At 69.1% G+C, this 17,830-nt stretch carries 17 protein-coding genes and 1 tRNA gene; 8 read left to right on the top strand and 10 right to left on the bottom strand.

All coding sequences use genetic code 11. From position 1 onward, the window contains the following. Positions 1 to 1,158 carry a CaiB/BaiF CoA transferase family protein gene (locus PC39_RS08680; RefSeq protein ID WP_353252983.1) on the top strand — a complete coding sequence of 386 codons (1,158 nt, stop codon included), beginning with the start codon at positions 1 to 3 and terminating at the stop codon, positions 1,156 to 1,158. A 73-nt stretch (positions 1,159 to 1,231) separates the two neighbouring features. Here the strand turns inward: PC39_RS08680 and PC39_RS08675 are convergent, their stop codons facing one another. The 3 genes from PC39_RS08675 to PC39_RS08665 form a co-directional block, all read right to left on the bottom strand. Continuing rightward, entirely contained in the window at positions 1,232 to 2,251 is a 1,020-nt protein-coding gene (locus PC39_RS08675; RefSeq protein ID WP_353252982.1) for a class I fructose-bisphosphate aldolase, read from the bottom strand. Between the two features lie 52 nt (positions 2,252 to 2,303). Then, positions 2,304 to 2,379 (bottom strand) — tRNA-Thr (locus PC39_RS08670). 70 nt (positions 2,380 to 2,449) lie between these two features. Next, the gene (locus PC39_RS08665) at positions 2,450 to 2,911 is read right to left on the bottom strand and encodes a type IV pilin protein (protein ID WP_353252981.1); all 462 of its coding nucleotides are present in this window, start codon (positions 2,909 to 2,911) and stop codon (positions 2,450 to 2,452) included. Between the two features lie 301 nt (positions 2,912 to 3,212). On the opposite strand from PC39_RS08665, the gene PC39_RS08660 reads away from it, so the two are divergent. From PC39_RS08660 to PC39_RS08635, 6 genes are read left to right on the top strand one after another with little or no spacing between them, the layout of a single operon-like run. Then, positions 3,213 to 3,740: a GspH/FimT family pseudopilin gene (locus PC39_RS08660; protein ID WP_353252980.1), complete on the top strand. Its 528-nt coding sequence runs from the start codon at positions 3,213 to 3,215 to the stop codon at positions 3,738 to 3,740. Between the two features lie 3 nt (positions 3,741 to 3,743). Further along, entirely contained in the window at positions 3,744 to 4,346 is a 603-nt protein-coding gene (gene pilV / locus PC39_RS08655; protein ID WP_353252979.1) for a type IV pilus modification protein PilV, read from the top strand. Then, positions 4,343 to 5,398, top strand: a complete 1,056-nt coding sequence (locus PC39_RS08650) for a PilW family protein (protein WP_353252978.1) — start codon at positions 4,343 to 4,345, stop codon at positions 5,396 to 5,398. Before pilV ends, PC39_RS08650 begins: the two co-directional genes overlap by 4 nt. After that, positions 5,395 to 5,925, top strand: coding sequence for a pilus assembly PilX family protein (locus PC39_RS08645; RefSeq protein WP_353252977.1), 531 nt, complete (start codon positions 5,395 to 5,397; stop codon positions 5,923 to 5,925). The genes PC39_RS08650 and PC39_RS08645 overlap by 4 nt, the downstream gene beginning before the upstream one ends. 8 nt (positions 5,926 to 5,933) lie before the next feature. Then, the gene (locus tag PC39_RS08640) at positions 5,934 to 9,668 is read left to right on the top strand and encodes a pilus assembly protein (protein WP_353252976.1); all 3,735 of its coding nucleotides are present in this window, start codon (positions 5,934 to 5,936) and stop codon (positions 9,666 to 9,668) included. Between the two features lie 50 nt (positions 9,669 to 9,718). Further along, the gene (locus tag PC39_RS08635) at positions 9,719 to 10,216 is read left to right on the top strand and encodes a type IV pilin protein (protein WP_353252975.1); all 498 of its coding nucleotides are present in this window, start codon (positions 9,719 to 9,721) and stop codon (positions 10,214 to 10,216) included. Positions 10,217 to 10,469: 253 nt separating this feature from the next. On the opposite strand, the gene PC39_RS08630 is transcribed toward PC39_RS08635, so the two are convergent. The 6 genes from PC39_RS08630 to PC39_RS08605 form a co-directional block, all read right to left on the bottom strand. Next, positions 10,470 to 11,507 (bottom strand): NAD-dependent epimerase, encoded by a 1,038-nt coding sequence (locus tag PC39_RS08630; protein WP_353252974.1) that lies wholly within the window; start codon positions 11,505 to 11,507, stop codon positions 10,470 to 10,472. Beyond that, positions 11,504 to 12,031 carry a signal peptidase II gene (gene lspA / locus PC39_RS08625; RefSeq protein WP_353252973.1) on the bottom strand — a complete coding sequence of 176 codons (528 nt, stop codon included), beginning with the start codon at positions 12,029 to 12,031 and terminating at the stop codon, positions 11,504 to 11,506. The genes PC39_RS08630 and lspA overlap by 4 nt, the downstream gene beginning before the upstream one ends. Continuing rightward, positions 12,015 to 12,989 (bottom strand): bifunctional riboflavin kinase/FAD synthetase, encoded by a 975-nt coding sequence (ribF, locus tag PC39_RS08620; RefSeq protein WP_353252972.1) that lies wholly within the window; start codon positions 12,987 to 12,989, stop codon positions 12,015 to 12,017. Before ribF ends, lspA begins: the two co-directional genes overlap by 17 nt. Before the next feature lie 4 nt (positions 12,990 to 12,993). After that, the gene (gene murJ / locus PC39_RS08615) at positions 12,994 to 14,559 is read right to left on the bottom strand and encodes a murein biosynthesis integral membrane protein MurJ (RefSeq protein WP_353252971.1); all 1,566 of its coding nucleotides are present in this window, start codon (positions 14,557 to 14,559) and stop codon (positions 12,994 to 12,996) included. A gap of 86 nt (positions 14,560 to 14,645) precedes the next feature. After that, entirely contained in the window at positions 14,646 to 15,065 is a 420-nt protein-coding gene (locus PC39_RS08610; RefSeq protein ID WP_353252970.1) for a putative toxin-antitoxin system toxin component, PIN family, read from the bottom strand. Next, positions 15,055 to 15,306: a type II toxin-antitoxin system Phd/YefM family antitoxin gene (locus PC39_RS08605; protein ID WP_353252969.1), complete on the bottom strand. Its 252-nt coding sequence runs from the start codon at positions 15,304 to 15,306 to the stop codon at positions 15,055 to 15,057. The genes PC39_RS08610 and PC39_RS08605 overlap by 11 nt, the downstream gene beginning before the upstream one ends. Before the next feature lie 156 nt (positions 15,307 to 15,462). On the opposite strand from PC39_RS08605, the gene rpsT reads away from it, so the two are divergent. Further along, on the top strand, positions 15,463 to 15,726 hold the full coding sequence (rpsT, locus tag PC39_RS08600; RefSeq protein WP_353252968.1) for a 30S ribosomal protein S20: 264 nt from the start codon (positions 15,463 to 15,465) through the stop codon (positions 15,724 to 15,726). A gap of 281 nt (positions 15,727 to 16,007) precedes the next feature. Here rpsT and PC39_RS08595 read toward each other — a convergent pair whose 3' ends face one another. After that, a complete protein-coding gene (locus PC39_RS08595) occupies positions 16,008 to 17,780 on the bottom strand; it encodes an SLC13 family permease (protein ID WP_353252967.1) in 1,773 nt (590 codons plus the stop codon). Between the last annotated feature and the right edge of the window lie 50 nt (positions 17,781 to 17,830).

Raw genomic sequence — 17,830 nt, 5'->3', positions numbered from 1 at the left:
GTGACAGGCTCCGACACCACGAACGGCGGCGCCCTGGCGGGCATCCGGGTCCTGGACCTGAGCCGCGTCCTGGCAGGGCCCTGGGCGACCCAGATGCTCGCCGACATGGGCGCCGAGGTGATCAAGATCGAGCACCCGGAGCGTGGCGACGACACCCGCGGCTGGGGGCCGCCCTTCGTGGCGGAGGCGGACGGCGGCCGCGGCGACGCCGCCTATTTCCTGTGCGCCAACCGCGGCAAGACCAGCCGGGGCGTCGACTTCACGACGGCGGAAGGCCGGGCCGAGCTCCTGGCATTGGCGGAGAAGGCGGATGTCGTGGTCGAGAACTACCGGCCCGGCGGCCTCGAGAAGTACGGCCTGGACTACGCCAGCCTGAGCGCGGCCAACCCCGGCCTGGTCTACTGCTCGATCACCGGTTTCGGCCAGACCGGTCCCTATGCCGGGCGCTCCGGCTACGATTTCCTGATCCAGGGCATGGGCGGCCTGATGAGCATCACCGGCACGCCCGAGAGCGGACCGCTCAAGGTGGGCGTCGCCGTGGCCGACCTGATGACCGGCATGTATGCCGCCAACGCCATCGTCGCCGCCCTCTTCCACCGCCAGGCCACCGGCGAGGGCCAATACATCGACCTCGCCCTGCTCGACTGCCAGGTGGCGATGCTGGCGAACCAGGGCAGCAACTACCTGGTCGGCGGCAAGGCCCCAACCATGCTCGGTAACGCGCATCCCAACATCGTCCCCTACGAGGCCTTCCCCACCCGCGACGGTCATATCATCCTGGCCGCCGGCAACGACGCCCAGTTCGCGCGTTTCTGCGAATGCGCCGGCCATGCGGAATGGGCAACCGATCCGCGTTTCGCCACCAATGCCGACCGGGTCGGCAATCGCGCCGAACTCACGCCGCTGATCGGGGATGTCATGCGACAGCGCACCACCGACGAATGGCTCGCGGCCCTGGAGGCGGTCAATGTGCCCTGCGGGCCCGTGAACACGATCGACCAGGTATTCGCCGATCCCCAGGTGCGCCACCGCGGCATGCTCGCGACCCTGCGGCGGGCCGACGGCACCGAGGTGCCCACCATCGGCAACCCGATCAAGTTCTCGAAAACCCCGGTCCGCTACGAGCGGCCGCCGCCGCGGCTAGACGAAACGGACTGACCCTTAAGCGCGCAAAGAAAAACCCCGGCGAATGCCGGGGTTTTTCGTGGCGCCGGTACGCTGGCCGGCAACCTCAGGCGGCGCGCTCCATGTCCTCGGAGTACTCGCCGCGGGTCGCCGCGCCGTTGCACTTGGCGCGCTTGAAGTAGGCCTCCTGCGCCGCCGGCACGTTGTCCGGCTTGCCCGACCACGCCTTGAGCGCAGGGGCCTGCAGCGCGCGGCCGTAGGAGAAGGACAGGCGCCAGGGGGCACCACCGATGCGGTTCATGGCATCCAGGTGCGCGGTGGCGACCTCGTCGCTCTGACCGCCGGACAGGAACACGATGCCCGGCACCGCCGCCGGCACGTAACGCTTCAGGCAGCGCAGGGTGGCCTCGGCCACCTGCGCCACGCCCGCCTGCTGCGGGCATTCCTTGCCGGCGATGACCATGTTCGGCTTGAGCAGCATGCCCTCGAACAGGACGCCCTGCGCGTCGAGCTCGGCGAACACCCGCGCCAGCACCCTCGCGGTCACCGCCTCGCAGCGCTCGATGGAATGGGCGCCGTCCATCAGCACCTCGGGCTCGACGATCGGCACGATGCCGGCCTCCTGGCACAGCGCGGCGTAGCGCGCCAGGGCGTGCGCGTTGACGTCGATGCAGTTGTCGCTGGGGATGTGCTCGCCGATGTCGATCACCGCTCGCCACTTGGCGAAGCGGGCACCGGCCTCGCGATAGTCGGCCAGGCGTTCGCGCAGTCCGTCCAGGCCCTCGGTGACCTTCTCGCCCTCGAAGCCGGCCAGCGGCTTGGCACCCTTGTCGACCTTGATGCCCGGCACGATACCCTTGGCGGCCAGCAGGTCCGGAAACGGCGTGCCGTCGTCGGCCTTCTGGAACAGCGTCTCCTCGAACAGGATCACGCCACTGATGAAATCCTCGACCCCGGGCGTGGTGAACAGAAGATTGCGGTAGGCGCGACGGTTCTCCTCGGTGGATTCCACGTCGATGCTGGCGAGACGCTTCTTGATCGTCCCGGTGGACTCGTCCGCCGCGAGAATGCCCTTGCCCGGAGCCACCAGCTCGTTGGCGGTATCGATCAACGCTTGAGCCTGCATGGCTTCCTCCTGAAATTGGACTGCTGCTTGGTGGGATGCTGGGGACGGAGAATGGTGCCGGGAAGAGGATTCGAACCTCCGACCTGACGATTACGAATCGCCTGCTCTACCGACTGAGCTATCCCGGCATGGCACTCGTCCTGCCGCGGCGCGGAAGTATAAAGGATGATGGGGGCGGCGCCCAGAGCCCGTGTGCGCTCAGGCCCCGTCCACGCCCGACCAGCATGCCGCGATACGGGTTTCGGGCGCGGCCGCCTCGATGCCGCGGATGCCCGCGGCGGTCAGGGTCAGTGTGCCGCAGGGGTCCGCCTGCTGGTCCGCCACCGGTATGGCGTGGATCTCGAAGCCCCGCGCATTGGCGGTCTCGATGCGAAGGCGATAGCGCGCGGCCCCCTCCGCCGGCACGCTGGCGGGCCGCAGGGCCGGCGGGCCGGTATCGGCGGGCGCGCCGTCCGCGAGGGCCGCGCCGGCATAGGTGCCGGTACGCGCGTGCCGCGCGTGCAGCGCCTCCGCCAACGCGGTCAGGGCGACGGCCGCCCGCAGCCGGTAATCCGCCCGCTGCCAGCTCCGATACTCGGGTAGCAGCGCCGCGGCGACCGCCAGCGCCGCCAGCAGCAATATCAACGCCTCCAGCAGATTGGGACCACGGACCCGCGCCATCAGGTCATGTCCGGCTCGGCGCGGCGCGGATCGAGGTGCGTTGTCGCCACTGCCTCATCGGCCTGTTTCGTTCCGAAAAACCGGCGGCCATGGTAGCGTGTCCTACAGCCGAGGTGACCAATGCGCACCCGACCGCGCGCCAAGGACGTACCGCGGTCGAGACCGATAACAACATGGCCGCGCTGCCGCCCGGTTCCCGAAGAGTCCCCCCGAAACGAGACGAATCGCGGCCGTCCGGCACAGGAAGACGCCGGTTGCGGAAACCGCGGATCGCGCCGATAACCCCCGTAGGGGAACGCCCATGCGTACCGAGGGATTCACACTGCTGGAACTACTGGTCGCGATGACCGTCGCCACCATCCTGCTGACGGTGGGCGTGCCGAGCTTTTTCCGCATGATCGCGGAGAACCAGCGCCTGACCAACAGCGCGGAATTCTTCAGCGCCCTGATCTACGCCCGCAGCGAGGCGATCGCGCGCAACAACGAGGTGGTGCTCTGCGCCAGCAGCGACGAGACCACCTGCGGCAGCGATGCCGCCTGGCATGAAGGCTGGATTATCTACGCCAACCTCGACCGCGACAGCGCCGCCCCCGAGCCCGATGCCGGCGAGACACTGCTGCGCACCCACGGTCCCCTGGACGGCGACTTCACCCTGACCAGCGACGACTTCCCGGCGCGCGTGGTCTACCGCCCCTCCGGCCGCCCCGGCGATACCGGCAGTTTCAGTCTCTGCGCCGGGCGCGACGGCATCTCGGATCGTGCCATCGAGGTCACGTCCACCGGCCGCCCGCGCACCGCCAGCCTGACCTGCGGCAAGGGAGGGGGTTGATCCATGCGGCGCGCGCGCGGCTTCGGCCTCATCGAGGTCCTGATCACCCTGCTGGTGTTCTCCATCGGCGTGCTGGCGGTCGCCGGGCTGCAGGCCATCTCCAAGAAGAACAACTACGACGCCCTGCAGCGCAACACCGCCGCCAATCTCGCCGACGCCATCATCGCCAGCATGCGTGCCAACCCGGATGCCCTGTCCGCCTACCTGGTGCCCGCCGACGCCCCGCTCGGCAGCCGCGACAATACGTCCGCGCCCGAGGTCAACTGCTACGACACCGCCTGCAGCCCGGCCGAGCTGGCCGCCTTCGATCTGTGGCAATGGGAGCTCGCCCTGGACGGCGCCACCGAGCTGGCGGGCACCGACGGCAACGAGGAGACCGGCGGCCTGGCCTCCCCCAGCGCCTGTATCGACGGCCCGGCCGGCGGGGGCGCCGGTATCTACCGCGTGATCCTGGTCTGGCGGGGCGTGACCCGGCTGGAAAGCGGCGCGGGCGAGGACTGCGGCAGCGGTCGCGGCCTCTACGCGGCACCCGACGACACGGCGGGCGCCGCATCCGACGAGCGTTACCAACGCAGCCTGGTCGTGACGACCTATATCGCGCCATGAGCGGATTCCGGCAGCACAACGGCTTCTCCCTGGTGGAACTCATGATCGCGATGACCCTGGGGCTGCTGCTGACCGCGGCCGTGGGCGCCCTGTTCTTCGCCAACAAACGCAATTACGAGCAGAACAGCCGCATCGCGGAGATGCAGGATAACGCCCGCTTCGCCATGCAGGCGCTGTCCGGCGACCTGGCCATGGCCGGCTTCCTGGGCGGCCTGAACGACCCCGGGCGTCTGCGCACCGACAGCGACACCCTGCCCGCTCTGACCGCGGACTGCGGTCCCGGCGCGGACGGCGACGCCGGCTGGGCGTTCGACCGCGGCATCCTGGAATTCATGGACGACGCCGCCGCCGGCGCGGCCGCGGCCCGCTACGGCTGCCTGTCCGGCGGCGACGTCAGCCCGCGCACGGATATCCTCAGCGTGCGCCGGGTCTCCGGGCGGGTGACGGCCGAAATCGACGATACCTCCGAGACACCGAGCCTGCTGGCCAATACCGTCTATTTGCGAACCAACCGGACCGTCGGCTCCCTGTTCCATTCGGGCGCCGATGCCGGGGCCCCCGACAGCGGCCACCCCCCCGACATGCCGCCGATGTCCTACTGGGAATACAGTCCGCGGCTGTATTTCGTGCGGCCCTATGCGAGCGAGACCGGCGACGGCATCCCCAGTCTCTGCCGTGCCTATATCGCGGCCGGTTCGGGCGCCACGGTCGAGACCGAGTGCGTCGCCGAGGGCGTCGAGAACCTGCAGATCGCCTTCGGGATCGACACCGACGGCGACGGCGTCGCCAACCGCTACCGCGCCGATCCCACCGTCGCCGAGCTCGCGCAGGCCGTCACCGCCCGCGTGCAGCTACTGATGCGGTCCGTGCGTCCGGACTTCAGTTACCGCAACGACAAGCGATACAACCTGCTGGGGGCCGACGACGACGGCGACGGCGCGGTGGACGAGGACGGCGAGGCCTACCGGCCGCAGGACAACTTCTACCGCCGGGTCGTGCAGACCACCGTGATCTTGCACAACCCGGCCTCGGCACAGAGGTTCGGACCATGAACAAGGCAACGCCGGCGAGACAACGCGGCATCGCCCTGGCGACCGCCCTGATCTTCCTGGTCGTGATCACGGTATTGGGCCTGGTCGCGGTGCGCAGCAGCACCACCGAGCTGCGCCTGGCCCATAACGAGCAGACCCGCGTCGAGGCGCTGCAGACCGCCCAGGCGGTGGTCGATGCCGTGCTCGCCGGCACCGGCAACCTGCCGGTGCGGCCGGGCGACGATTATCGCCTGTGTCACGACTCCGGCGACGCCGGCACCCAGACGCAATGCCCCGCCGAGGACGCCGGCCTGACGCTCGCCGGCAGCGACTCCGGTCTGTTCGCCAAGGGCATCTACGCGGAAGTCCGACGGCTGCCGCCCGAGACCGCGCCGGTGCCCGGGGCGCTGCTCACCAGCATGGACAAGTTCACCACCGCCAGCTTCGCGGTGCGCGGGGAATACGCCCGGGGTGAGGCCGGGCTCGGCGCGGCCGATATAGAACAAGGGATCATCAGAGTGGTGCCGCGCGCGCGCCGCACCAACTGAGGACACGCATGCTGCGAGAAAGAATCGTCGCCCTGACACTGGGACTGGCCCTTTCCGCGCCGTTCGCGCTTGCGCCGGCACCTCCGGCGCAGGCGGACGATATCGACATCTATACCGGCGCCGGCGGCGGCGACGCCGGCATCCCGCTGGTCGTTCTCAACCTGGACCTGAACCTCGATCCCACCGAGATCGTCTGCAGCAACGTGCTGGCCGACCCCGAGACCCTGGTCGGCGAGCCGGCCTGCGAACTGCTGCAGCGGGTCGCGGTGCTGCCGGTCCTCGAGGAATCCCTGGGCCTGCCGCTGGGCTCCCTGGTCGGCACCCTGACCTCCGCCACCGGCGGCATCCTGGGCGTGGTGGGCAACCTCACCGGCGTCACCCTGGGCGGCCTCGCGGACACCCTGCGCGGCATCATCGGCGAGGAAGGCAGCGGCACCGAGGTGGCCCTGGACCAGCTCGATGTCGCGCGGCTGCTGGTCTACCGGCTGGTGCACCAGCTCGTGGGTGTGCGCCTGGCGGTGCTCGCGAGCCATGCCGATACCTGCGCCCCGGGGGATTTCGCCCACCACCGCCGCACCACCAACGGCTGCAGCAACGGCGCGCTGGTGCTGCTGGACGCCACCGAGCTGCTCGAAGACAACCTGGACACCACCGTGGACACCGTGCTGGCGCGCATCGGCGATACCGCCGACGACCTGGACGGCGGCGATCGCGGTCCGTTCCAGATCACCATCTGCCACAAGCCGGACGGGCCCAACCCGCAGACCAAGCACGTCAACCTGAGCGCCCTGGGCGGGCATCTCCGGCACGGCGACCATCTCGGCGCCTGCGCGGCGCCGTCGCGCGAACCCCATCCCTTCCAGGGCAAGGAGGTCTACTACGAGCTGGTGCGCTACCTGCGCGGCGACACCGTATTCAACGCCGATATCGACGACGACGACTCCCTGCCGCTGACCGCGGACCCGGCCGCCACGCAAGGCAACAGCTACGACAGCCCCCTGGACGCCCGCACCTGCGACGAGGTGCACGTGATCAACGTCCTGCTCACCGACCCGCAGGCCCAGGACGAATCCGACGGCGCGATCCTCGCGGACGGTGCCCTGTCCGGCGTCGACCTCGACGGTAACGGCGAGCTGACCTTCCCCGAGATGACCGACTATCTCGCCGAGGACGGTTTCGCGCACGGCGGCGGCCGCTACACGATGCGCAGCTACTACCTGATCAACGGCATCGACGGCGGCGGCGTCACCTCGCTGTTGAGCAACCTGGTCGGCACCGTGATGAACCTGCCGATCGCGCTCAACCCCCTGGCCATCGACTACGTCCGGCCTGAATCCTTCGGCGCCGGACTCGCCACCAGCGCCACCTTCGGCGGCCCGCAGACGGTCTACAACCGCCGCAACCTGGGCGATCCCCGCGCCGAGCTCTATACCGGCATGTTCCGGCCCGACCCCGAGCGCCGGCCCGCCTGGCGCGGCAACCTCAAGAAGCTGCAGGTCAGCGGCAGCGGCGCCGACACCCGGATCGTCGACGCCCTGGGCAACGCCGCCGTCGGCAACGACGGCGCCATCGACGACGACGCCCTCACCTTCTGGACCGATCCCGACGGCCTGCCCTCGGAAGCGGGCGTGCCGGACGGCCGCGACGGCGGCATCGCCGACCGGGGCGGCGCCGGTATGTTCCTGATGCCGCCGTATACCGCCACCAGCCCGCGCAATCCCGCCGCCGCCCGCGGCAGCGGCGGCGCCGGACCGCGGGTCTATTACCAGAGCGGCGGCGGCAGTGCCGGCGCCCTGCCGGTGGCGTCGCTCAACATCGATTCGGCCACGGTGACCGACGCCCGGCCGGCCATGGAAGCGGACGACGACCTCGAAGCCGCCAAGCTCATCGCCTGGGCGCGCGGTTACGAGACCGATCCCGACGAACTCGGCGAGGAAGGCTACGGCGGCCTGCTGGGCTTCCTCAACGACCTGGTGAGCGGCCTGACCGACCTGATCGAAGACCTGCTGGAAGCGACCCTGCGCGGCGTGTTCTGCAACCCCGTCTTCGGCGGCCTGTTCGGCCAGCTCCTGGGCTACGACTGCAACGTGCCCTCGGCCGAGGAACCCCCCGCCAAGCCCTGGGTCATGGGCAATGTCCTGCACTCGGACCCGCTGGCCATCGATTACGGCACCGCCCGGAACAGCGATATCCGGGTGTTCGTCGGCACCAACGCGGGCTTTCTGCACCAGTTCCGGGACAGCCCCGACGGCCAGGGCACCTTCGCCGGCCAGGAAGTCTGGCGCTTCTCGCCGCGGGCGGTGATGGACCACTACCGGACCTGGCGCACCAACTCGCCCACCGCGAGCAGTCGCCCGTACGGCGTGGACGGCGCCCCGGTCGCCCACATCCGGGACACCGATGGCATCATCAACGCCGCCGACGGCGACAAGGTGCGGCTGTACTTCGGCCTGCGCCGCGGCGGCAAGGGCTACTATGCGCTCGACGTCACCTCGCCGGACAGCGCCCCGACCGGCCTCTGGCGCATCGAGAAGACCGACGGCGGCGACTTCGACGAGCTGGGGCTGACCTTCTCCACGCCGCGCACCGGCAGTGTCGGTCTCGCCACCGGCGGCGGCGACGCCGAACGCACGCCGGTGCTGGTATTCGGCGGCGGTTACGACGGCGGCTATACCGAGGGCGGCACCCCGCTCGGCAAGGACGCCGCCAGCGGCAGCGACTTCGATACCGGCAAGTCCGCCAACGCCGCCGCCAACCGTAACCTGGTCGGCGACGACGACGACGAGGGCAACGCCCTGTACGTGGTCGAGGCGGAAACCGGCGAGCTGATCTGGAAGGCCGGCAAGGGCAACCGCGCCGGTGCCGGCCGCGCCGGCGGCACCGATGTCTGGACCCATCCGGACCTGGACGACGGCATCGCCTCGGCGCCGACCGCGCTCGATACCGACGGCGACGGCCTCCTAGACCGCATCTATGTCGGCGACACCGGCGGCCGCGTGTGGCGCGCCGACATCGGCGACCCGGACCCCGGCAACTGGGAGATGGCGCCGATCGCCGATCTCGGACGGCACGCCGCGGGCAACGCCACGGTCGCCGACGACCGCCGCTTCTTCCATGCCCCGGACGTGGTCCGGGTGGATGCCGGCGAACTGGGCTTCTACGCGGTGATCATCGCCTCCGGCAACCGTGCCGACCCCTACAACCGGCACACCGAAAACCACCTCTACGTGCTCAAGGACGGCGACGCCCTGGACATAGACGCCGATCCCATCGAGCCCGACGACCTGGCCGATTTCGACGCCAACTGCACCGGCGGCGGCGATTGCGCGAGTTTGCTGGACGCCGACTTCACCGACATGGGCTGGTCGATGCGCCTGCCGGGCAGCGGCGAAAAGGCGCTGTCCGCCCCCACGACGATGACCGGCACGATCCTGTTCACCAGCTATCTGCCGCCGGCCGTCGACGCCGCCGCCTGCACGCCGCAGGAGGGCACGGGACGCCTGTACGCCGTCGACCTGCGCACCGCCGAGCCCGCCCTCGACGACTTCGCCGCCGACGGCGAATCGGCGCCGGGCGGCAGCTTCTACGGCGCCCGCGGCACGCCGATGACAGCCGCCGGCATCCCGGGCGACGTGCGCTACCTCGCGCCCGGCGTCTTCCTCGGCAGCGACTATTCCCTCACCCAGGTGGACCATCGCCAGATCTGGCGCACCTACTGGCGCGACCGCACCGGCGAGCCCTGAGCCCGCATTCATCGCGGCGTCGCAGGGGCTCAGGCGATATCTCCGCTATCATGGCGGCAATGGAGGACGTATTGGCACGCCGGAGTCGGGGCCGTGATCGCGACCGGGGGATGACCCTGATCGAGCTGATGATCGCCGTGGTCGTCGTCGCGCTACTGGCGATGGTGGCCTATCCCTCGTACCTGGAGATCATCCTGCGCAACAACCGCACGGTGGCGCACTCCGCCCTGACCGAGCTGGCCTCGCGCCAGGAAAGCTTCTTCGTCCAGCACAAGCGCTACGCCGACACCATCCGCGAACTGGGCTATCCCTCCAGCCCCACCGGCCTGCGCAACGACGGCAGCCTCGCCGACCTCGACCAGGACACGCCGAACGACCTGATCTACCGCCTGCAGCTCAGCAGCACCGCCCCCTTCGACGGCGACAACAACTACCGCATCGAAGCCGTACCGGCCGGCCGCCAGAGCAGCGACAGCGACTGCGGCACCCTCTTCCTCACCGCCGCCGGCACCCGCGGCGCCACCGGCGACGGCGACAACTGCTGGTAAGGCCCCTACCGTCCGGACAAAACATCAAGAATCCACCGATTACACAGATTACACAGCGGAATAAGGGGACGGTATACTTAATTTAATGATTAATTAAGTATACCGTCCCCTTAATAAGGCGTCCCCTTAATAAGGCTGGGATGAGGGGGTAGCCCGACGGCCTCGCATTCAAATAAATCAGCGTAATCCGCGACATCAGTGGATTTTTCGAATCCGCGTCAAGCGCCCGGCGACGACGCACGCGCACGCCCGCTCAGTAGTTGAGCGTCCCGGCACGCGCGGATTCGCGCGTCCCGTAGTAGTCCCGATACCAGTCCACGAAGCGCGCCAGGCCGGTCTCGAGGGGGGTGTCCGGCGAGAAACCCACGGCCTGCCCCAGGGCGTCGACATCGGCATAGGTGGTATGGACATCGCCCGGCTGCATGGGCAGGAATTCCTTGCGGGCCGTCACGCCCAGCAGCCGTTCCAGCGTGGCGATGAAATCCAGCAGTCGCACCGGGCTGTGGTTGCCGATGTTGTACAGCCGGAACGGCGCGTAGCTGGCGTCCGGGCGCTCGGCCCAGTCCGTCGCCGGCGCCGGCACATGCGGGATCAGCCGGACCATGCCCTCGACGATATCGTCGATATAGGTGAAGTCGCGCGCCAAATCGCCCTCGTTGAACACCTTGATCGGCCGGCCGGCAAGGATATCCCGCGTAAAGGAGAAATAGGCCATGTCCGGCCGGCCCCAGGGCCCGTAGACGGTAAAGAAACGCAGACCGGTGACGGGCAGGCCGTAGAGCGAGGCGTAGGTATGCGCCAACAGCTCGCCGCCGCGCTTGGTGGCGGCGTAGAGCGATACCGGGTGATCCACCGCATGCCGCTCCGAGAACGGAATCTCCCGGTTGGCGCCGTACACCGACGACGAGGACGCAAACACCAAGTGCGGCACCTCGTGGCGGCGACAACCCTCCAGTACATGAGTGAACCCCACCAGGTTGCTCTGGATATAGGCGTCGGGATTCTCCAGGGAATAGCGCACGCCGGCCTGTGCCCCGAGATGGACCACGCAGTCGTAGCGGTGCGCCGCGAACAGCCGCGCCATCGCCTCCGCATCGGCGAGGTCGGCGTGATGGAACTCGAATGCCGGATGCTCGCCGATCAGGCGGCTCAGGCGATCGCGCTTGAGCCGGACATCGTAGTAATCGTTGAGATTGTCCAGACCGACCACGCGATAGCCGTCGTCCAGCAGGCGGCGACTGTAATGCGCGCCCACGAAGCCCGCGGCGCCGGTCACCAGGATCGTCTTCATCGAGGGGCTTCCCGTCGCCCGCCGAAGAGCATGTCGGCCACGATCAACACGGCGCCGACGGTGATCCCGATATCGGCGATGTTGAAGGCCGGCCAGTGCCAGCCGGCCGCGTGCATGTCGATGAAATCGATCACGTGGCCGCGCGCGGCGCGGTCGATGGCATTGCCGAGCGCGCCGCCCAGGATCAGGCACAGACCCAGCGCGGTCAGGCGCTCGTGATCGGGATTTCGGCGCAGCCACACCAGGATGCCCAGGCTCACCGCCACCGCCAGGGCGACAAAGAACCACGGCGCCGCCTCCGAGAGCATGCTGAAGGCGGCCCCGGTGTTGTGCATCCGCGTGAGGTTGAGCACCGGCAACAGCACGATCCTCTCGTACAGATCCATGTTGTTGACCACGATCTGCTTGGTGATCTGGTCGGCGGCGATCACCAGGGCCGACAGCCACAGCCAGTGGACATTGCGGTACTGGAAGGCCCGCTGCGGCGGACCGCCGCGGGATTCGGGCTCAACGGGATCGGACATCGTTCTCGGGTTCCGTTCGATGGGATGGATCGACCGTGCCCAGGAGGGCGCGGGCGCGCTCGATATCGGCCAGCATCTGGGTCTTCAGCGCCTCGACGCCGTCGAAGCGCGCCTCCGGGCGCAGGAAATGGCGGAAACGCACGTCCAGACGCCGGCCGTACAGGTCGCCGGCGAAATCCAGCAGGTGCGCCTCCAGCAGGCAATCGCGGCCGTTGACCGTGGGCCGCACGCCGAGATTCACCGCCGCCGGAACCATCCGCCCGTCGTCGAGCACGGCCTCGGCGGCGTACACCCCGAAACGCGGCGCCGGCTTGCGCGTGACGCGCAGGTTGGCGGTCGGGATACCCAGGGTCCGCCCGAGCCGGGCGCCCTGCCGTACCCGGCCGCTGATCCGGTACGGCCGCCCCAGCAGGCGGGCCGCGAGTGGCGGATTCCCGGCCGCGAGGGCCTCGCGCACACGGGTGCTGCTGACACGTTCGTCCTCTTCCTGCACCGTGGGCATCGGCACCAATTCGTAGCCGTAGGTCCCGCTCAGCTCCCGCAGCAGCGCCAGGTCCCCCTGGCGCTTGTGGCCGAACCGGAAGTCCTTGCCCACCAGGATATAGGCGGCGCCCAGGTCCCCCACCATCAGGTCGCGCACGAATTCGAGCGGCGACAGGGCGGCGAAACGCCGGTCGAAACGCGCGCAGACGAGACGTTCGAGGCCCATCGCGGCCGCGTCCTCGGCCTTCTCGCGCAGGCTGGACAACCGCGGTGGCGCCCCTTCCGGGTCGAAGAACTCGCGGGGCATCGGCTCGAAGGTGAGCATGGCCGTCGGCAGACCCAGCCGCGCGCCGGCCTCGCCCAGCTTCGCCAGGATCGCCTGATGCCCCCGGTGCAAGCCGTCGTAGTTGCCGACGGTCAGCACGCACCCGCGATGACGGGGTCGCAGGTTATGGATGCCACGGATCAGCTCCATGCGCTCAGACCCCGCTCGCCCGCCATACCTGCCGCGGCCGGACACCGGCCGCGAACAGCACGCCGAAATACACCGCGGCGCCGCCGGCGACCAGGCCGCCGAGCGTGGCCGCGCGCCGCGCCGCGTCCCAGGCGAGCCAATCGGCGAGCGGCCCGGCCGCGTACGCCAGCATCGCCGCCATCGCCGCGCTGGCGAGCGCGACCTGCGCCGCCAACCGGACCCAACCGGGGGTCGGCCGGTAAACGCCGTCCCGGCGCAGACGCCGGTACAGCAGGCCGGCATTCACGAACGCCCCCAGCGAGGTCGCCAGGGCCAGCCCCGCGTGCGGCGCCGGGGCGGCCAGCCACACCAGGGCACCCACGAACCCCAGGTTCATCGCCATGGTCGCGGCCACGGAAATGACGCCGTAACGCACCGGCGTGCGCGAATCCTCCCGGGCGAAGAAACCCGGCACAAGCACTTTCACCAACGAAAACCCCATGAAGCCCAAGGCATAGGCCATGAGACTGTACCGGCTCATGAGCACATCGGCCACGCCGAAGGAACGGTAATGGAACAGGGTCGCGATCAGCGGCCCGGCGAGCACGAACAGACCCACCATGGCGGGCGTGCCGATCACGACCAGCAACCGCAACGCCCAGTCCAGCGTGTTCGAGAACGAATCCGCGGACTCCCGCGCGTGGCTGGCGGACAGGCTCGGCAGGATCACGGTCGCGATCGCGATCGAGAATACGCCCAGCGGGAACTCCATGAGCCGATCGGAGAAATACAGCCAGCTCACGCTGCCGGCGGCCAGCAGCGAGGCCAGGATGGTATCCAGCATCAGGTTGACCTGCGCCACCGACGAGCCGAACAGGATCGGCAGCATCAGGCGCAGGATCCGCCGCACCTGGGCGTGCGCCCAGCCCCATCGGGGCCGCGGCAGCAGCCCCAGCCGCGCCAGGAACGGCAACTGCAGGGCGAGCTGGGCCACGCCGGCGGCGAACACGCCCACGGCCAGGGCCATTTCCGGGCGCGCGAAGCGCGGCGCCAGCCACAGCGCCGCCGCGATCAGGCACAGGTTGAGCAGCACCGGCGTGAACGCCGGCACCGCGAAACGGCCGTAGGTATTCAGGATGCCGCCCGCGAACGCGGTCAACGAGATGAACAGCAGATAGGGAAATGTCAGCCGCAGCAGCGACGTCGCCAGCTCGAACTGCGCCGCGTCGGCCGCGAATCCGGGCGCGAACAGCAGGATGAGCAGCGGCGCGGCGACCACGCCGACCGCCGTGATCAGCACCAGGATCGCGCCCAGGGTGCCGGCGACCACGTTCACCAGTTCCCGGACCTCGGCCTCGCCGTCGCGGGACTTGGTGGCCGACAGCACCGGCACGAAGGACTGCGCGAACGCCCCTTCGGCGAACAGCCGGCGCATGAAATTCGGGATCTTGAAGGCCACCAGGAAGGCGTCCATGCCGGCGCCCGCGCCGAACAGCACCGCCAGCACCACGTCGCGCAGGAATCCGAGCACGCGCGACAGCAGCGTCATGAGGCCCACGACGCCGGTGGATTTGAGCAGGGAAGACGACATGCGGCTACCGGCTTGGCTTGGGGCGCATGATAGCGGTTTCCGCCGCGCCCCCACCACTGCGGAGACGCCCCATTCGAGCCACTCCCCTACGACCCACGATCCACTGGGTAATCCGCCGGCGTCACGATACGGATATTCTCGAACGGATCCAGCGCCAGCAGGTCACGGTCGCCGGTGACGATCCAGTTCGCATCACCGTTCACCGCCACTTCGAGGAACTTGTCGTCCCGCGGATCGCGGCACTCGCGGACCTGCCTGACGATCGGCACGTACTCGGCGACTCGGGATAACAGCCGCAGGAATTGCTTGCGCTCGGCGACCGTGACGTAGGAATCGAATTTGCGGCGGGACAGAACCTCGGCCAGTTCGGCCATGGTCGCCTCGGACACCAGCAACCGCGCCTCGCGTACGATCCGGCTGACCGCCCTACCGGGCACCGAGGACGGCAAGAGCAACCGACTGACGAGCGCGTTGCTGTCAACGACAACGCGTTCGTCAGGCGTCATCCGCGAGCAAATCGGCCAGCTTGTCCTCGGTCAATCCGCGCGCCGCGGCCCGTTCACCGATCCGGTCGCAGAAACGCTCGAAATCCTGGATGTTTTGGCCACGCAGACGTTCATATTCCCGCGGGGACAGGATCACGGCCACCTCCCGCTTCTGACGGCGGATCGCGATCGGCTCGCGCTGGGCCGCGTCCAGCAGGGCGGCTAAACGCTGCTTGGCCTCTGTGGCAGACACGTAACGCATGGCTATTCTGATCAAAATGTACAAAATGAACAATATACGTTCGGCGCGTGTCGGTCCAGCCCCCTGCCGGGAATTGACATGCGCCCGCCAAATACCAATAATACGCGCCTTTCCGAGGCCCTCCGGGGCCGGATACACGAGTTTCCAGGAGTCGACGTGGCGAATTCCCCGCAAGCCAGAAAGCGCGCCCGCCAGGCCGAAGAGCGCCGCCAGCACAACCACGGCCAGCGTTCGCTGGTGCGTACCCACATCAAGAAGGTCCGCAAGGCGATCGAGAGCGGCGACAAGGCCGCGGCCGAGGCCGCCTTCAAGGACGCCGTGCCGGTGATCGACCGCATGGCCGGCAAGGGCCGCATCCATCCGAACAAGGCCGCCCGCCACAAGTCGCGCCTGAACGACCAGATCCGCGCGCTCTCCTGACACCACGCGATCGCCGTTCGACGAAAAGGCCCGCTCGAGAGCGGGCCTTTTTCTTGTCCGGTATCGGGAAGTCGCTCCCGCTCCCATGATTGGGAGAGAGCTTATCCTCTTACCTTCTCTCCCATGATTGGGAGAGCACACATCTTCTTACTCCCTCTCCCATGATTGGGAGAGGGCCGGGGAGAGGGTTGATGAAACCGCCCCGACGCCGAACCACCGCGCGCCCTGGTCCAAACCTTCCCCCTCCAGGGGGCAGACTCGACCATGGCCGATCCGTCCGCTCAGCCCCCGAAGAAGAACGCGATCGCCGCGACCGCCGACACACCCGTGACCAGGGTCATGGGCAGGCCGATGCGCAGGTAGTCGGAAAACACGTAACCGCCGGCGCCCATGACCATGAGATTGGTCTGGTAGGCCATGGGCGTGGCGAAGCTCGCCGAGGCGCCGAACATCACGGCCACCGCCACCGGGATCGGGTCGATGCCCGCCTCCCCCGCCGCCGCGAAGGCGATCGGGAAAATCAGCACGGCCGCGGCGTTGTTGGTCATCACCGCCGACAATACCGCCGCCAGCAGGTAGGCGATCGCGAAGTAGGCCCAGTCCGGGCCGCCCGCGGCCAGCCCGAACAGGGCATCCGCCACCAGCGCCGCCAGGCCGCTCTCGTGCATTGCGTGGCTGAGGCCGATGGCGGCCGCGATCACGATCAGTACGTTGAAATCCATCGACGAACGGGCCGCGGTGCCGGTCACGCAGCGGGTGGCGACCATCGCCACGGCCGCCGCCAGGGCGGCATGGGCCATGGGCATGAGGCCGGTGGCCGCCGCCGCCACCATGCCGGCCATGATCAGCGCGGCGGTGCCGGCGCGCTCGTGCCGGGGCGGCTCGGAATTCTGGATATGCCGCGTGAGCAGGAAATCCCGGCGGTGGCGATGGGAACGGATGAAGTCGTAGCCGGCTTCCAGCATCAGCACATCGCCCGGCTGCAGACGGATATCGCCGACCTTGCCCGGCATGCGCCGGTTGCCGCGCGCCACCGCGATCACGGCGGCGCCGTAGCGCGAACGGAAACCGCCCTCGCGTATGGTCCGCCCCACCACCGGACACTGGTCCGAGACCACCGCCTCCACGAGCTGCCGCCGGGCGCCGCCGCCCAGCTTGAAGACCTGGTCCGTGGCCGGCACCAGGCCGCGGATGCGCCGCAGGTCCAGCACCGCGCTCACCGGTCCGGCGAACACCAGGCGGTCCCCCGCCTGCAGGCGCTCGTGGGGCGCCACCGCCGGCAACACCAGGTCGCCGCGGTCGAGCTCGATCAGGAAGCAGTTCGGCAACCGGCGCAGGCCGGCGGCCTCGATCGTGCGTCCCACCAGCGGCCCGTCGGCGACCAGCATCTCGACCGTGTACTCGCGCGGATTCTCCAGCTCACGGGCCGCGGCGTCGCGATCCGGCAGCAGACGGTCCGACAGCAGCATCAGGAACACCAGACCCACGCCCAGGACGACCAGCCCTACCGGCGTGATCGAGAAGACGCCCAGGCCCGCCCCGCCCTGCTCGATCAGCAGGCCGTTGACCAGCAGGTTGGTGCTGGTGCCCAGCAGGGTGCAGGTGCCGCCGAGGATGGCGGCATAGGACAACGGAATGAACAGCTTCGATTCGCGCAACGAAAACCGCCGGGCCCATTCCGAGACCGCGGGGATCATCATCGCCACCACGGGCGTGTTGTTCAGGAAGGCGCTGAACGCGCCCACGGGCAGGATCACGCGGGCCCGCGCCTGGCCGGCCGAGCGCGGCTCCCCCAGCAGGTTGTGCACGATCCACTGGATACCGCCGGTATCGCGCACGCCGGCGACCACGACGTACAGAAAGGCCACGGTCAGGAAGCCGGGATTGCTCAACCCCGAGAAGGCCTGGCCGGCATCCACCACGCCGGTCACGACCAGCACGCTCAGGGCCGCCACGAACACCAGATCCAGCGGCGCCCGCGTGAGCACGACCGTCGCCAGCAGGCCCGCCAGGACCCCGGCGGTCAGGGCCGCTTGCCAATCCAGACCGAGCAAGAATGCCGTTCCTCAGCGTACCGCGGCGCGGCCGCGGCGTGGACCATTAA

This window comes from Salinisphaera sp. PC39, assembly GCF_040361335.1.
Lineage (GTDB): Bacteria > Pseudomonadota > Gammaproteobacteria > Nevskiales > Salinisphaeraceae > APNM01.
This window is presented reverse-complemented; position numbering and strand designations above follow the sequence as displayed.

Bases quoted from the DNA above. Each gene is read 5' to 3' on its own strand.
- PC39_RS08675 (WP_353252982.1), bottom strand. From the start codon at position 2,251: ATGCAGGCTCAAGCGTTGATCGATACCGCCAACGAGCTGGTGGCTCCG.
- PC39_RS08665 (WP_353252981.1), bottom strand. From the start codon at position 2,911: ATGGCGCGGGTCCGTGGTCCCAATCTGCTGGAGGCGTTGATATTGCTG.
- PC39_RS08660 (WP_353252980.1), top strand. From the start codon at position 3,213: ATGCGTACCGAGGGATTCACACTGCTGGAACTACTGGTCGCGATGACC.
- pilV (WP_353252979.1), top strand. From the start codon at position 3,744: ATGCGGCGCGCGCGCGGCTTCGGCCTCATCGAGGTCCTGATCACCCTG.
- PC39_RS08650 (WP_353252978.1), top strand. From the start codon at position 4,343: ATGAGCGGATTCCGGCAGCACAACGGCTTCTCCCTGGTGGAACTCATG.
- PC39_RS08645 (WP_353252977.1), top strand. From the start codon at position 5,395: ATGAACAAGGCAACGCCGGCGAGACAACGCGGCATCGCCCTGGCGACC.
- PC39_RS08640 (WP_353252976.1), top strand. From the start codon at position 5,934: ATGCTGCGAGAAAGAATCGTCGCCCTGACACTGGGACTGGCCCTTTCC.
- PC39_RS08635 (WP_353252975.1), top strand. From the start codon at position 9,719: ATGGCGGCAATGGAGGACGTATTGGCACGCCGGAGTCGGGGCCGTGAT.
- PC39_RS08630 (WP_353252974.1), bottom strand. From the start codon at position 11,507: ATGAAGACGATCCTGGTGACCGGCGCCGCGGGCTTCGTGGGCGCGCAT.
- lspA (WP_353252973.1), bottom strand. From the start codon at position 12,031: ATGTCCGATCCCGTTGAGCCCGAATCCCGCGGCGGTCCGCCGCAGCGG.
- ribF (WP_353252972.1), bottom strand. From the start codon at position 12,989: ATGGAGCTGATCCGTGGCATCCATAACCTGCGACCCCGTCATCGCGGG.
- murJ (WP_353252971.1), bottom strand. From the start codon at position 14,559: ATGTCGTCTTCCCTGCTCAAATCCACCGGCGTCGTGGGCCTCATGACG.
- PC39_RS08610 (WP_353252970.1), bottom strand. From the start codon at position 15,065: ATGACGCCTGACGAACGCGTTGTCGTTGACAGCAACGCGCTCGTCAGT.
- PC39_RS08605 (WP_353252969.1), bottom strand. From the start codon at position 15,306: ATGCGTTACGTGTCTGCCACAGAGGCCAAGCAGCGTTTAGCCGCCCTG.